This window comes from Microbispora sp. H11081 (genome assembly GCF_012999535.1).
GTDB lineage: Bacteria > Actinomycetota > Actinomycetes > Streptosporangiales > Streptosporangiaceae > Microbispora.
The window spans coordinates 455,071-468,803 of the sequence record NZ_JABBWV010000001.1 but is presented as its reverse complement, the minus strand read 5'-3'; the positions used below and the strand labels follow the sequence as shown (position 1 = coordinate 468,803).

The 13,733-nt window shown below is 70.7% G+C and carries 11 protein-coding genes; 3 read left to right on the top strand and 8 right to left on the bottom strand.

Features of this window, described 5'->3' with window-relative positions; all coding sequences use genetic code 11:
* Positions 1-6 precede the first annotated feature (6 nt).
* The gene (locus HHX31_RS02015) at positions 7-1,179 is read left to right on the top strand and encodes a M20 family metallopeptidase (protein ID WP_169944466.1); all 1,173 of its coding nucleotides are present in this window, start codon (positions 7-9) and stop codon (positions 1,177-1,179) included.
* 18 nt (positions 1,180-1,197) lie between these two features.
* On the opposite strand, the gene HHX31_RS02010 is transcribed toward HHX31_RS02015, so the two are convergent.
* The 8 genes from HHX31_RS02010 to HHX31_RS01975 form a co-directional block, all read right to left on the bottom strand.
* Entirely contained in the window at positions 1,198-1,620 is a 423-nt protein-coding gene (locus tag HHX31_RS02010) for a TIGR02611 family protein (protein WP_311931178.1), read from the bottom strand.
* Between the two features lie 63 nt (positions 1,621-1,683).
* Positions 1,684-2,862, bottom strand: a complete 1,179-nt coding sequence (locus tag HHX31_RS02005) for an acetate/propionate family kinase (protein WP_169944463.1) — start codon at positions 2,860-2,862, stop codon at positions 1,684-1,686.
* 25 nt (positions 2,863-2,887) lie between these two features.
* Positions 2,888-4,945 (bottom strand): phosphate acetyltransferase, encoded by a 2,058-nt coding sequence (gene pta / locus HHX31_RS02000; RefSeq protein ID WP_169944461.1) that lies wholly within the window; start codon positions 4,943-4,945, stop codon positions 2,888-2,890.
* A gap of 156 nt (positions 4,946-5,101) precedes the next feature.
* Positions 5,102-5,872, bottom strand: coding sequence for a phosphotransferase (locus HHX31_RS01995; protein WP_169945522.1), 771 nt, complete (start codon positions 5,870-5,872; stop codon positions 5,102-5,104).
* Between the two features lie 5 nt (positions 5,873-5,877).
* Positions 5,878-6,480 (bottom strand): HAD domain-containing protein, encoded by a 603-nt coding sequence (locus HHX31_RS01990; protein ID WP_169944459.1) that lies wholly within the window; start codon positions 6,478-6,480, stop codon positions 5,878-5,880.
* 15 nt (positions 6,481-6,495) lie between these two features.
* A complete protein-coding gene (locus tag HHX31_RS01985) occupies positions 6,496-7,122 on the bottom strand; it encodes a hypothetical protein (RefSeq protein ID WP_169944457.1) in 627 nt (208 codons plus the stop codon).
* Between the two features lie 248 nt (positions 7,123-7,370).
* Positions 7,371-7,940: a hypothetical protein gene (locus tag HHX31_RS01980; RefSeq protein ID WP_211589152.1), complete on the bottom strand. Its 570-nt coding sequence runs from the start codon at positions 7,938-7,940 to the stop codon at positions 7,371-7,373.
* A 159-nt stretch (positions 7,941-8,099) separates the two neighbouring features.
* The gene (locus tag HHX31_RS01975) at positions 8,100-10,868 is read right to left on the bottom strand and encodes a cellulose binding domain-containing protein (protein WP_169944453.1); all 2,769 of its coding nucleotides are present in this window, start codon (positions 10,866-10,868) and stop codon (positions 8,100-8,102) included.
* A 203-nt stretch (positions 10,869-11,071) separates the two neighbouring features.
* Between HHX31_RS01975 and HHX31_RS01970 the strand changes: the two genes are divergently transcribed.
* Together HHX31_RS01970 and HHX31_RS01965 are read left to right on the top strand one after the other, a co-directional pair.
* Positions 11,072-11,896 (top strand): patatin-like phospholipase family protein, encoded by an 825-nt coding sequence (locus HHX31_RS01970; protein ID WP_169944451.1) that lies wholly within the window; start codon positions 11,072-11,074, stop codon positions 11,894-11,896.
* A gap of 180 nt (positions 11,897-12,076) precedes the next feature.
* The gene (locus HHX31_RS01965; RefSeq protein ID WP_169944449.1) at positions 12,077-13,732 is read left to right on the top strand and encodes a sodium:solute symporter family protein; all 1,656 of its coding nucleotides are present in this window, start codon (positions 12,077-12,079) and stop codon (positions 13,730-13,732) included.
* The last annotated feature ends 1 nt before the right edge of the window (position 13,733 follow it).

Genomic DNA, 13,733 nt, shown 5'->3' with positions numbered 1-13,733 from the left:
TGGACCATGACCCTCCAGGACGACCTCGTCGAGTTGCGCCGCGCGCTGCACCGGGAGCCCGAGATCGGCCTCGACCTGCCCCGCACGCAGGAGAAGGTGCTCGCAGCGCTCGACGGCCTCCCCCTGGAGATCGCCACCGGCGAGCGCCTGTCGTCGGTGACCGCCGTGCTGCGCGGCGGCCGCCCGGGCCCCGCCGTGCTGCTGCGCGCCGACATGGACGCGCTGCCGGTGCACGAGAAGACCGGCGTGTCCTACCGGTCGCGCTTCGACGGCCGCATGCACGCCTGCGGCCACGACCTGCACACCGCCATGCTGGTGGGAGCCGCCCGCCTGCTCAGCGAGCGGCGCGCCGACCTCGCCGGAGACGTGGTGCTGATGTTCCAGCCCGGCGAGGAGGGCCAGGAGGGCGCCCGGCTGATGATCGAGGAGGGCGTGCTCGACGCCGCGGGCGCGAGGGCCGTCGCGGCGTACGGCATGCACGTCTTCTCGACGACGATCCCGCGCGGGCTGTTCCTGACCAGGGGCGGGCCCGTGCTGGCCGCGTGCGACACGCTGACCGTGACCGTGCGCGGCAGGGGCGGCCACGGGTCGTCCCCGCACCGCGCCCTCGACCCGATCCCCGCGGCCTGCGAGATCGTGACGGCCCTGCAGACCCACGTCACCCGCGGGTACGACGTGTTCGACCCCGTCGTGGTGACCGTCGGCAGCTTCCACTCCGGCACCACCGACAACGTGATCCCGGACGAGGCCGTCTTCGAAGCCACCGTGCGCACGTTCTCGGCCGGCTCGCGCGACCGCATCAGGGAGGGCCTGGTCCGGCTCGCCCGCGGCATCGGGGAGGCGCACGGACTCACCGTCGACTGCGCGTTCGGCCTCGGCTATCCCGTCACGGTGAACGACGACGCCGAGGCGGAGTTCGCCGCCCGCACGGTGCGGGAGGCCCTCGGCGAGGACCGCTACTTCCCGCTGCCCACCCCGGCGACCGGCTCCGAGGACTTCTCGTACGTGCTGGAGCGGGTGCCAGGGGCGTTCCTCGTGGTCGGCGCCTGCCCGCCCGGCCGGGACGCCGCCACGGCCCCGGCCAACCACTCGGCCGAGGCGGAGTTCGACGACGCCATCCTGTCCGACGGCGCGACGCTGCTGACCGAACTGGCGATCCGCAGGCTGGCACTCGCCTGACGGTCACCCGCCTGACGGTCAGCTCAGCAGTTCGCGGGCCTCCTGGATCAGGTCGACGCCGAGCGTCAGCCGGACCGACACCCAGACGATGGCGCCCGCGCAGAGCAGGGTGAGCGCGCTCGCGACGATGCGGACGAACCAGTTCTGCCGCTTGAGCCAGTCGGTCGCCGCCCTGACCTTGTCCTTGGCGAACTCCAGGAGCCTGGACGCCCAAGTGAACTCGGTCGCCAGCACGGCGAGCCCGGCGAAGACCACCAGCCAGCCGGGCCCCGGGAAGGGCACCATGATCAGGCCGGTGATGACGAGCGCGGTGCCGATCACCCCGATGACGATCCGCAGCGTCAGCCGGCCCGCCGGAGTCGCACGGATCCGGTCGAGCAGGCCCCGCGGGCCGGATGCCCTGCGCTCTCCGCCGAAACGACTGTCCTCAGCCGTCGCCACACGGCTCACCCCCATTCGGTGCCCACAATAGCCAGGTGAGGACGCAGACGGCGCTCTGGGCGTTCACGCGTCGCCGAGGCACGCGGCGGTCTGCTCGGCGATCTCCAGCTCCTCGTCGGTGGGCACCACCAGCACCGTCACCTCGGCGCCCTCCGGGGAGACCACCCGCGCCTCCGCCGACTCCGCCTCGTTGCGGACGGGGTCGACCCCGATGCCGAGCCGGGTGAGCCCGGCCGTCGCCAGCGCGCGGACACGGGGGCTGTTCTGCCCCACGCCGCCGGTGAAGACGAGTGCGTCCACGTGGCCGAGCGCCGCGTAGTAGGCGCCGATGTAAGCGCGGATGCGGTAGCCGTACACATCGAGGGCGAGCCTCGCGTCCGCGTCCCCCGCGTCGGCCAGCCGCCAGACCTCGCGCATGTCGTTGACCCCGCACATGCCGAGCAGGCCGCTCCGCTTGTTCAGCGCCGCGTCGACGCCGGCGAGGTCCATGCCCGCGACCCGGCCGAGATAGGCGCCGAGAGCGGGGTCGACGTCCCCTGACCTGGTGCCCATCACCAGCCCGGCGAGCGGGGTGATGCCCATCGAGGTGTCCACGCTGCGCCCGGCCCGCACCGCCGTCGCGCTCGCGCCGTTGCCGAGGTGGAGCACGATCGAGTTCACCTCGTCGTACGGCCGGCCAAGCAGAGCGGCCGCCCGGCGGGAGACGTACGCCGTGGACGTGCCGTGGAAGCCGTAGCGGCGCACGCCGAGCTCGCGGGTCCACTCCCGGGGGACGGCGTAGGTGTGCGCGTGCGGCGGGATCGTGCTGTGGAAGGCGGTGTCGAAGACGGCGACGTGCGGCAGCGTCGGGAAGGCCCGCCGGGCGACCCGGATGCCCTCCAGGTTGGCCGGGTTGTGCAGCGGCGCCAGGGGCGCCATCTCCTGGATGGCCAGCTCGACCGCGTCGTCGATCACCACGGGCGTGACGAACCGGCTGCCGCCGTGCACGACCCGGTGGCCCACGGCCGTCACGCCGTCGAGCGGCGGCCCGTAGTCGGCGAAGGCCGCGAGCACCGCCTTCAGCCCCTCCTCGTGGTCGGCCACGCGGCGCTCGGTCCGCACGCCGTCGTGGATGAGCACGCTCTCGTCCTCGCCGATGCGCTCGACCAGCCCGCCGGCCACCGCCCGGCGCGTCCCCATGTCGATGAGGCGGTACTTGATGGACGACGACCCCGTGTTCAGTACGAGGACCTGGCCGCTCACTACGACTCCTCCCGCGCCCGCGCGCTCACTGTCCGTCTTCCCGCGCCTGCGCCTGGATGGCCGTGATCGCGACCGTGTTCACGATGTCGCCCACGGTCGCGCCGCGGGACAGGTCGTTGACCGGCTTGCGCAGCCCCTGCAGGACCGGCCCGATCGCGACCGCGCCCGCGCTGCGCTGCACGGCCTTGTAGAGGTTGTTGCCCGTGTTGAGGTCGGGCACCACGAACACCGTCGCCCGCCCCGCCACCGCGCTGCCGGGCATCTTGGTCCGCGCCACGCTCGGCTCGGCCGCCGCGTCGTACTGGATGGGTCCCTCGACCGGCAGGTCCGGCCGCAGCTCGCGGACCCGCGCGGTGGCCTCGCGCACCTTGTCCACCTCGGGCCCCGCGCCGGACTCACCGGTCGAGTACGACAGCATGGCCACACGCGGCTCGACCCCGAACCTCGCGGCCGTGGCGGCCGAGGAGATCGCGATGTCGGCGAGCTGGGCGGCCGTGGGGTCGGGCACGACGGCGCAGTCGCCGTAGACGAGCACGCGGTCGGCCAGGCACATGAAGAAGACGCTGGACACGACGCCGACGCCCGGCGAGGTCTTGATCACCTCGAACGACGGCCTGATCGTGTGGGCGGTGGTGTGGGCGGCGCCCGAGACCATGCCGTCCGCCAGCCCGAGATGGACCATCATCGTGCCGAAGTAGGAGACGTCGCTGACGATGTCGCGGGCCTGCCCGACGGTCACGCCCTTGTGCGCGCGCAGCCGGGCGTACTCTTCGGCGAACAGCTCGCGCAGCTCCGGGTCGAACGGGCTGACCACGCGGGCGTCGTCGACGGCCAGGCCCATCGTGGCCGCCGCCAGCCGGATCTCGCGCTCGTCGCCCAGCAGGGTCAGCTCGGCGACGCCCCGGCGCAGCAGGCTGTCGGCCGCGCGCAGGATCCTCGGCTCTGCGCCCTCCGGCAGCACGATGTGCCTGCGGTCGGCGCGGGCCCGGTCAAGCAGGTCGTACTCGAACATGAGCGGCGTGATCGCGGCGGCCTTGGTGACCCGCAGGCTGCGCAGCAGCGCCCCCGCGTCGACGTGCTCGGCGAAGACCCCGAGCGCGGTGTCGATCTTGCCCTTGGCGTCCGGGCTGAACCGGCCCTCCGCCCTCGACAGCTTGGTCGCGGTCTCGAACGTGCCGCCGCCGGTCGTGATGATCGGCAGCCGGATGTCCATGCCCTCGAGCAGGCGGACGACCGCGTCGGGCAGCTCAAGACCGCCGTTGAGGATGATCGCCGACAGGGCCGGGAACGTGGGGGCCTTGTGCGCGGCCAGCAGCCCCGGCACCAGCGCGGCGGCCCGGTCGGCGGGGACGACGACCGCCAGGCCCTCGGTGAGGCGCTCCAGGATGTTCGGCAGCGACATCGCGCCGATCATCAGCCCGCCCGTCTCCCGGCCGAGCTGGTCGGCGTCGCCCATGAACAGCTCGCCGTCGCAGGCGGCCATGAGGTCGCTGACCGTGGGCGCGGACAGGCGCCGCACCTCCGGCAGGACGTACGCGGGCACGCGGGCCGCGACCTCGTCCACCAGGTCGGGCGCGACCCGGGTGACGACGGTGGCCAGCTCGGTGACGTGCCGCTCGGCCAGCTCCTTGCGCGACATCTCGACGGCCGCGGCGATCTCGTCCGAGGTGCGGTCGAGCCCGGTCACCACGTTCATCACCGGCGTGCCGAGGTTGGCGGCGAGTTCGGCGTTGAACACGAACTCGGTGGGGGCGCCCACGTCGGTGTAGTCGGTGCCGATCACTACGACGGCGTCGCACCGCCCGGCGAGCGCCCGGTAGCGGGCCAGGATCTCCCCGGCCGCGCGCTCCTCGTCGGCGTGCACCTCCTCGTAGGTGACGCCCGTGCACATCGCGTAGGGCAGGTTGATCGCGAAACGGCTGCGCGCGGCGTTGACGAGGCTGTCCTCGCGGCCTGACCGGACGACCGGGCGGAACACCCCCACCGTGCCCACCTGGCGGGTCAGCAGTTCGATCATGCCGAGGGCGATCGCGCCCTTGCTGCTCCTCGCGTCGCCGGCCGCGACGTAAACCCCGATCGCCATCGCGCAGTCACCCCTGTCCAGGCGCGGCCCGACGGCCCGCCCCAGAAAGGCTACGCGAACGGTCGTACGGAGATACCAGTCGAACGTCACATCCGTAGGGCCTTTTCCCACCGGTCGCACCATCCCAAGGCGCGCGAGTGCCCACGGCCCGCCTGCTCAGGCCGGGAGGCGGGCGAGGACGCCCTCCAGACCGCTGCGCACCGTGTCCGGGTCGCCGGTGTCGAGGCCGTGCGTGACCTCGTGCCACGGGCCGAGCCGGTGCCACAGCAGTGCCCGTTCTGCGAGCTCCGGGGCGGCACCGTACTCCGCCGCCACGGCCCGGGCGAACGCCGGCGAGGCGCAGTGGAGCGCCCATGCCAGGTCGAGCGCCGGGTCACCGACGTGCGCGTCGCTGAAGTCGATGACGCCGCTCACCGCGCCGTCCAGCATCAGCACATGCTCGGGCCCCAGGTCGCCATGGACCAGAGCGTGGGCGGGCAGCGCGGCCACGGCGTCCAGCAACGTCGAAGCGACGTCTCGCCGATCGTCCGGCAGGAGCGGTATGACGCGGGTGCCGAAGTCCTTCACCGTCGCCGCCCGCTCCCTCAGCACGTCCCGCGGCGGCGGCGCACCGCGCCGTGCGGCTTCCGCGGGATCTACCGCGTGCAGGGCGCGCAGGAACGCGCCCAGCGTCCGGCCGCCCGTGGCTTCGAAAGTCCCGAGCGGCTCACCTGCGACCATCTCGTGCCGTACGACCAAGGGCTCCTGCCGCAGGACATGAGGGATCGGGACGGGCAGCGGCAGCCGCTGCGCGAGCCACGGCATAAGGCGGGTCTCCATGAGCAGCCGCGCAGCCACCTCCGGCCTCCTGGGACGGCGTTCCACCCATCGCCCCCGGACCAACCGCGCCTGGCTGTCCCATCCCGCCCCGCCCCACTCATCCGACAGTGCCGTCACCGCTCCAATAGATCACCTGCGTGCCTCCCCAGCCCAACCCTTTTCCGGCCCTGGTTTCGGGGCCGGGCGCGGACAGGTGGAACGAACGCATCCCGGGCGATTCGCAAGTCTCGAAGCCATCGATCGAGGGCTGCGAAGTCTTCGTCGGTGAGCCCCCTGTATGACTCCACGCGGCGAAGGAGAGCCCGACCGCTATGGCGCGCGGAGACCCAGTCCCTGTCGGCGTCGGTGATCTCGTCGTCTACCCAGGCGAACGGGCGTCCGCCCGCCCAGTTCACCAGGGTCCGGTCTTTCCAGCAGAGCCCGAACCACTGGTCCTCACGTGTGTGGTGGTCGGTCGGCTCCGGCCAGCTCACCACAGGCAGCCGTGGCAACCCGATCCGGGGCGCTATCTCGGCATTCGCCTCCTCTTCCCAGGTGGTCGCCCAGACGAGTTCGCAGCGCAGCGCTGCCAGCCGGCTCCCCACCTCGGAGGTGAGCAGCGCCAGGCGCGAGCCTGGTGAAGCACCCGGCGCTGCGCGTTGCGGATCCTCGCCGAAGGGAAGAAGCGGTCCGTCGACGTCGAGGAAGAGCAGCGGACGACCGGCGTGATCAGTCATGCTGTCTCACCTCGCTCACGCGAAACCGTCGAGCTCGGCTGCTCGCCGGAGGTCCTTGGGACGGCCCATGGCCCGCCGCATCCGGATGAGGTCCTCCCGGGACACGTAGTGGACTTCCAGGCCGCCCGGGCCGTGTGCCGTGACCGCCCTGTCGAGGATCTCCCGGAGCCGCAGGTCGCCCCAAGGGAGCGCGGGGGTGCAGCAGTCGCCGCTCGCTCCGGGCGCGGTGAACTGCACTTTGGGGCGGAGCAGAGCATCCGGATGAGTCGCCATGGGGGTGCCCGTCTCGCCGGAGAGCCGGGCGTTGACGGACGTGAAGGCGGCCGCCAGGGCCGGGGCGTGGACCGGTTCGCCGTCCCAGAGCAGATCCAGATCGCCGGTCAGCTCGGCGGATCCGTGCATGATGCCGGCGACCTGCCCGATCACCACGGCCCGGACGCCATGGCGGTGGAGGGCTTCGAGCACGGGAAACGGGTCGAATCCGAGGGCGCCGTCCGTGCCGATCGTGCCGACGTCGTCGTCGGCGTCGGCGTCGGCGTCCTCGTGGCCCAGGCCGGTGCCCGCCCGCTTGAGGGCGAGTTCACGCGTGCGCCGGGCGGCGGCGCGCAGCCGTTCCAGCGGTTCGTCGATCACCGGATTCATGCAACACCCGGCCGCCCTCGGGGCGCACGCGAATTTCGCGCTGAGAACGGCCGGGGCGCTCGCGGATGGTTCGATCATTGCGTCAGGTCATGCGAACGTCACTTACGGTGATGCGCGGAGCCGTCTTCCCAGGTATGCTTCCAGATGCCGCCCCCTGCGAGGGGGAGAGGAAGTGAGCCCGGGCTTACCGCCGGAATTGACGGGAACCCGGGCTTCGCGTCCTCGGGATCATTCCCGGTTATGCGCGATCATTCGCAGATCACGCGCTCGGCCATGCGCTCGCCGCACAGCAGACGCCACAAGGAGTCATCCCCCGCCTCCGCTCTGGCGACTATTCCCGCGACCACATCGGGCAGCCAGAGGAGTTCTTCGGCGAGAGGATCGCCCCACTGAACATGCATGTCGTGCGGTAGCGCTTGCCGAGCGCGAAGGGCGTTGACCAGGTCAAGGTCCTCTTTGTCGCCTGCGGCGTTCCTACGTTCCATGACCACGTGCCGTATGTCATTGGACGCCAATTGCCACAGCAGCCGCTCCAGACACTTACGCCGAGCGCGCCTCTGTTTCGCAGGCAGGAGCCCGGCGCCGATCACGATGCTCAAGGTCGGCGCCAGCGCCGCGACGGCACGCGCGATCGCCAGGCGCCGCTTCTGGCCTTCGTCTCGCCAGTGGAGCCGCGGCTGCTTGGTCAGCAGGAGGCCACGCAGAACCGTGCGGTATTCAGCGGCACGATCGACAGGGACGGCGACAGCGGCCAGCACGTAAAGACCCTCTTCGAGACGCATGGACTCGTCCACATACGCACGTGACTCGCTGCACATGAACCGTTACTTTACGTTGACCTCCTGGTGTCCGCGTCATGAATCGGAGGACGGGACGGGACCCCGGCGGAGAGCGAAGCCATTGTCGCAGAGAGAGGGAAGATGCCGTACGGACGCGCCGCCGAGGTGGCGCGTCCGTACGGCCGCTGTCGTGCTATCTCAGGAGGCGGTGCAGGTCACCGGCGCGGGAACGGCGTTGGTGCCGTTCCAGGTCGCCTGGAACCCGAACACCATGGACGCCCCGGCGCCGATCGAGCCGTTGTAGCTCACGTTCGTGACGGTGACGTTCGGCCCGGACTGGTCGAGCGTGCCGTTCCAGACCTGGGTGACCGCCTGGCCGTTCGCGAAGGCCCACTTGACGCTCCAGCCGCTGGTCGTGATGGTGCCGGTGTTCTTCACCGAGACCTCGCCCTGGAAGCCGCCCGGCCACTGGTTCACGATCTTGTACGTCGCCGAGCATGCCTTGCCGCCGCCGCCCGACGGGCTGGGCGAAGGCGAGGGAGACGGACTCGGGCTCGGCGAAGGCGAAGGCGAAGGCGACGGGCTCGGGCTCGGGCTCGGGCTCGCCGAGGGAGACGCGCTGGGCGACGCCGACGGAGACGCGGACGGAGAGGCGGACGGGGACGCCGACGGCGAGGGGGACGGCGAGGTCCCGCCGTTGCGGTCGCCGTAGATGACACCCCGGCCGTTGGTGCCGAGATAGACCCGGCCGTAGATCCGCGGGTCGCCGGTCAGGGCCTCGCCGGCGTTGCCGTACTGGTGCTGGTCGTCGTTGATGCGCACCCAGTTCGCGCCGGTGTCGTCGGACCGGAACAGGCCCTGGACGCCGTCCACCGTGCCCATGAGGTAGAGGGCCTGGTACGTCTTGCCGGGCGCCGCCTTACCGAAACCGACGTTGATCGAGTCGCTGACGTTCGACAGCTTGGTGAACGAGGCGCCCGAGTTGGTCGAGTGCCACAGGCCGCCGTCCCCGGCGAGCCAGATGTCGCCCTCCTTGCCGGGCAGCGCCTTGAAGTGGACGTCGGTGGTCGGCAGGCCGGTCGCCACGGTCGCGCTGAAGCTCGCGCCGCCGTTGGTGCTGACGTAGAACCTGCCGCCGGAGTAGGCGTAGAACTTCTGCGCGTTGACCCGGTCGGACTCGACGATCGCGTTGGCGGGGACGCCGCTGGAGGCGCTCCAGCTGTTGCCGTAACCGACGGAGTAGACGACCTGCTGGCCGGGGTCTCCCGGCGACCACACGAACCGGCTGCCGTCCGCCGCCGCGGCGACCGTGCCGCCCTTGTTCACCCCGCCCGGCTCCGTGCCCTGGAACCAGTTGGCCCCGCCGTCGGTGGAGAAGGCGACGTGGCTGTCGTTCGGCCGGTCGGAGTCGGTGAAGTCACCGGCCCGCACCATCACGCTCGGGTTCGTCTCCGCGTAGTCGAGCGAGGTGGTCGTGGTGAAGACGGGCTGGGTGAACATCATGGACGGCACGGCGTCGAGGTTGGTGTGCCGGAAGCCGCCGATGTCACCCAGCCCGCTGATCAGCGGCGCTCCGCTCGGCGGGCTGATCAGGTCGAGTACGGCGGTCTCCTCCAGGCCCTTCACCATCGGCTTGATGGTGAACTGGCCGCCGGAGTCCCACTTCGTGAGGTCGGTGGTGCCGTAGATCGTCGCGCCGGTGCCGTACATCATCCGGTCGGAGTCGAACGGGTCGATCTCCACCGACTCGTTCATCCAGCCGAGCTTGGGCGTGACCTCCGGCGGCTGGGGGTTGGTCCCGAACGTCAGCCAAGGCGCGGCGGAGATGTCCATCTTGTAGCGGAAGCTACGGTTCGGGTAGGACGTCCAGTCCCAGATGCGGGTCCAGGTCGCGCCGCTGTCGGTGCTCCTGAAGAAGATCGCGTCGGGCCACCAGGAGACCTGGGTGGCGACCATGATCGTCTTCGGGTTCTGCCTGTCGATGGTCAGGCCGCTGTAGCCGAAGTAGTCGTCGCCGCTGCTGGACGGGATCGGGCTGATCTGGGTCCAGGCGCCGGTGGCGGTGGCGTAGCGCCACACGTCGCCCTTGCCGCCGTCGTAGGGGCCGCCGGTGTCGCTGGTGGCGATGTAGAGGTAGCCGTTCGCCGTGTCGAGCACGCCCTTGTGCGCGATGTAGCCGGTGGGCTGCCCGGCGACCCGCTCCCACGAGGTGCCGCCGTTGGTGGTGCGGTAGACGGTGTTGTTCTTGTCCGCCACGCCGACGTAGATGGTCTGGGTGGCGTTGCCCGACGTGCCGGTCCGCTTGTCGAAGGTCACCCAGACGACGCCCTGGATGTCACCGTTGTACGCGTCTCCTGGGCTGGCGACGTAGTTGCCGACGTTGGGGAAGTTGGTCACCTTGGCCCAGGTCGCGCCGGAGTCGGTGCTCCGCCACAGGCCGTTGCCGCTGGGCGCGCCGAAGTAGAGGACGCTGTTCTTGTTCGGGTCCACGGCGAGGCGCTCGCCCATGCCGCGGCCCGGCATGTTCCCGCCCAGCTTGAACGGCAGCGGGGACACCTGCCAGGTGTCGCCCTTGTTGGACGAGCGCAGGATCGCGCCGTTGTTGGGATCCCAGCTGTTGGTGTACATACCCACCGCGGCGTACACCTTGTTGGCGTCCACCGGGTCGGCTGCGATGCTGGCGACGCCGTTGTAACCCCAGTTGGACCAGCCGACCCAGTCGAGCAGCGGCGTCCAGGTCTGGGACGACTGGTTCCACCGGTAGGCGCCGCCGATGTCGGTGCGGGCGTAGATCAGGTCCTTCTGGGCCTGGCTGAACACGATGCCGGGGACGAAGCCGCCCCCGGCGATCTGCACGTTCTTGAACGTGTAGGGGTCGGTGGCGACGGCCGACACCGGGGACATTCTGATCACGGCCGTGACCAGGGCCACGGCGGCGACCACGAGCATGGATGCGAATCTTCGCATGGACGGTTTCCCTCCGAGCACGGACAACCGGCCATGCACGACCAGGCGGGGACCCTGACCGTCCTTCTCCCACGTGCATGGAAAATCTGGAACGAAGATTCACACAATCCACGCAGTGTCGTCAATAGTTTGGCGTCCAGACAAAATCGCCACAGGCTCGATCGCGGCCGGATCATCCGGCTCCGTGGAACATAATTCTGGGCATGACTACTGCTCTCGTGCTCGGCGGCGGAGGAGTCGCGGGCATCGCGTGGGAGGCGGGGATCGTCACCGGCCTGCGCCGCCTCGGCGTCGACCTCGGGACGGCGGACCGGATCATCGGCACCTCGGCCGGCTCGGTCGTCGGCACGCTCGTGGCCACGGGCGCCGACCTGGAGGAGGCCGTCGCCCACCAGGTCAAGGCCGACACCGGCCCGCCCCCCGCCGTCGACCTGAACGAGGTCATGCGGGCGTTCGCCGTCATGGCCGACCCGGACCTGGACCCTCGGGAGGCCAGGCGCAGGGTCGGCCAGATGGCCCTGGGGGCCAACGTGGACCACGCGGCGGAACGGCTCGCCGCGGTCGGCGCGCGACTGCCCGTGAAGGAGTGGCCGGAGCGCGACCTGCTCATCACCAGCGTCGACGCGGCCACCGGCGAGTTCGTCGTGTGGGACCGCTCCTCGGGCGCGCCGCTGGTGCTCGCCGTCGCGTCGAGTTGCGCCGTGCCCATGGTCTTCCCGCCCGTGGAGATCAACGGCCGCAGGTACGTGGACGGCGGGGTCCGCTCGGCGACCAACGCCGACCTCGCGGCGGGCGCCCGCGCCCTCGTGGTGCTCGAACCGCTCGGCAACCTCACTCCCCGGGCCGTCCTCGACGCCGAGATGGCGAAGGCGGGCCCGGCGACCTCGTACGTCGTCCACCCCGACACGGCGTCGGTCGCGGTGTTCGGCGAGAACGTCCTCGACCCCCGCCTGTGGGGACCGGCGTTCAGGGCGGGGCTCGACCAGGCCGCCACCCTCGCGGAGCCCGTCGCCGCCGTCTGGTCCTGACCCTCCCCGCACGGGCCGATCGGCGTCGGATGGCGCGCTCCTGGCCTCCGGGAGCGCGCCCCAAACCGCGCGTGACACGCCCGTGACCTCGGGTTTTGTCACGATTGAGTATAGCCCGGCCTGGTTGGTGAAACGAGGGGGCGCGGGGGTAGCTGGCGTTGCGTGCCTGATGCCCAATTAATGGCCGCACAGGATCTGCGGCTCGACGTCAACGTCCTGGATTACGCGATCCTCGCCCTGTACTTCCTCGTGGTCCTTGGAATCGGCTTCGCCGCCAGGCGGACCGTACGGACGAGTCTGGACTTCTTCCTCTCGGGCCGCGCGCTCCCCGCCTGGATCACCGGCCTGGCCTTCATGTCCGCCAACCTCGGCGCCACCGAAGTCCTCGGCATGGCGGCGAACGGCGCGCAGTACGGCGCGATGACCCTGCACTACTACTGGATCGGCGCGGTCCCGGCCATGGTGTTCCTCGGCCTGGTGATGATGCCGTTCTACTACCGGTCCAAGGTGCACAGCGTCCCGGAGTTCATGCGCCGCCGCTTCAACGGCGCGACCCAGTTGCTCAACGCAGGGACCTTCGCCGTCGCGCAGATCCTCATCGCCGGCATCAACCTGTACGCGCTGGCGCTCATCATGGACGCCATGCTCGGCTGGCCGCTGTGGCTGTCCATCCTCGTGTCGGCCGCGATCGTGCTGGCGTACATCACCCTCGGCGGCCTGTCCTCGGCGATCTACAACGAGGTCATGCAGTTCTTCGTGATCGTCGCCGGGCTCGTGCCCGTGGTGATCATCGGCCTGACCCGGGTCGGCGGCTTCTCCGGCCTCGGCGAGAAGGTCAAGCAGAGCGTGCTCGGCGAGGGCGGCCTGCACACCTGGGCGCACACCGCGGGCACCGGCAACCCGCTCAACGCCAACTGGATCGGCCTGGTGTTCGGCCTCGGCTTCGTGCTGTCCTTCGGCTACTGGACCACGAACTTCGCCGAGGTGCAGCGCGCGCTGTCGGCCCGCAACACCACCGCGGCCCGGCTGACCCCGATCATCGCGGCCTACCCGAAGCTCGTGATCCCGATCGTCACCGTGATCCCCGGTCTCGTCGCGGTCGTGCTGTTCGGCGACCTCGGCAAGGACGGCGGACCGACGTACAACGAGGCGATCCCGCTGCTCATGGACGAGTTCCTGCCCAACGGCGTGCTCGGCGTCGCGGTGACAGGCCTGCTCGCCTCGTTCATGGCCGGCATGGCCGCCAACATCAGCGGCTTCAACACGGTCTTCACCCAGGACATCTGGAAGGCGCACATCAACGGCGACCACCCCGACGAGTGGTACGTGCGGCTCGGCCGCATCTCCACCGTCGTCGGCGTCGTCGCCGGAATCGGCACCGCCTTCATCGCCGCCGGGTTCGGGAACATCATGAACTACCTTCAGTCGCTGTTCTCGTTCTTCAACGCCCCGCTTTTCGCGACGTTCATCATCGGTCTGTTCTGGCGCAGGATGACCGCCTGGGCGGGCTTCTGGGGCCTGCTGAGCGGCACCGTGTGCGCCTTCGGCTCGTACATGCTCTACAAGGCGGGCGTGGTCGACTTCGGCACCGAACTGAACGCGAGCTTCTGGGGCGCCGGCATCGCCTTCGTGGTCGACGCGATCGTCTCCGTCGTGGTCACGCTCGTCACCACCCCCAAGCCGGAGAGCGAACTGCGCGGGCTCGTGTACGGCCTCAGCGACGCGTCCGTCGCCGACGACGCGCTGGCGGGAGACCGCGCGTGGTACCGCTCCCCCGTGATCCTCGGCGCCGGGGCGGTGGCCCTCGCCGCGGCGTTCTACCTGCCCTTCCTGTAGG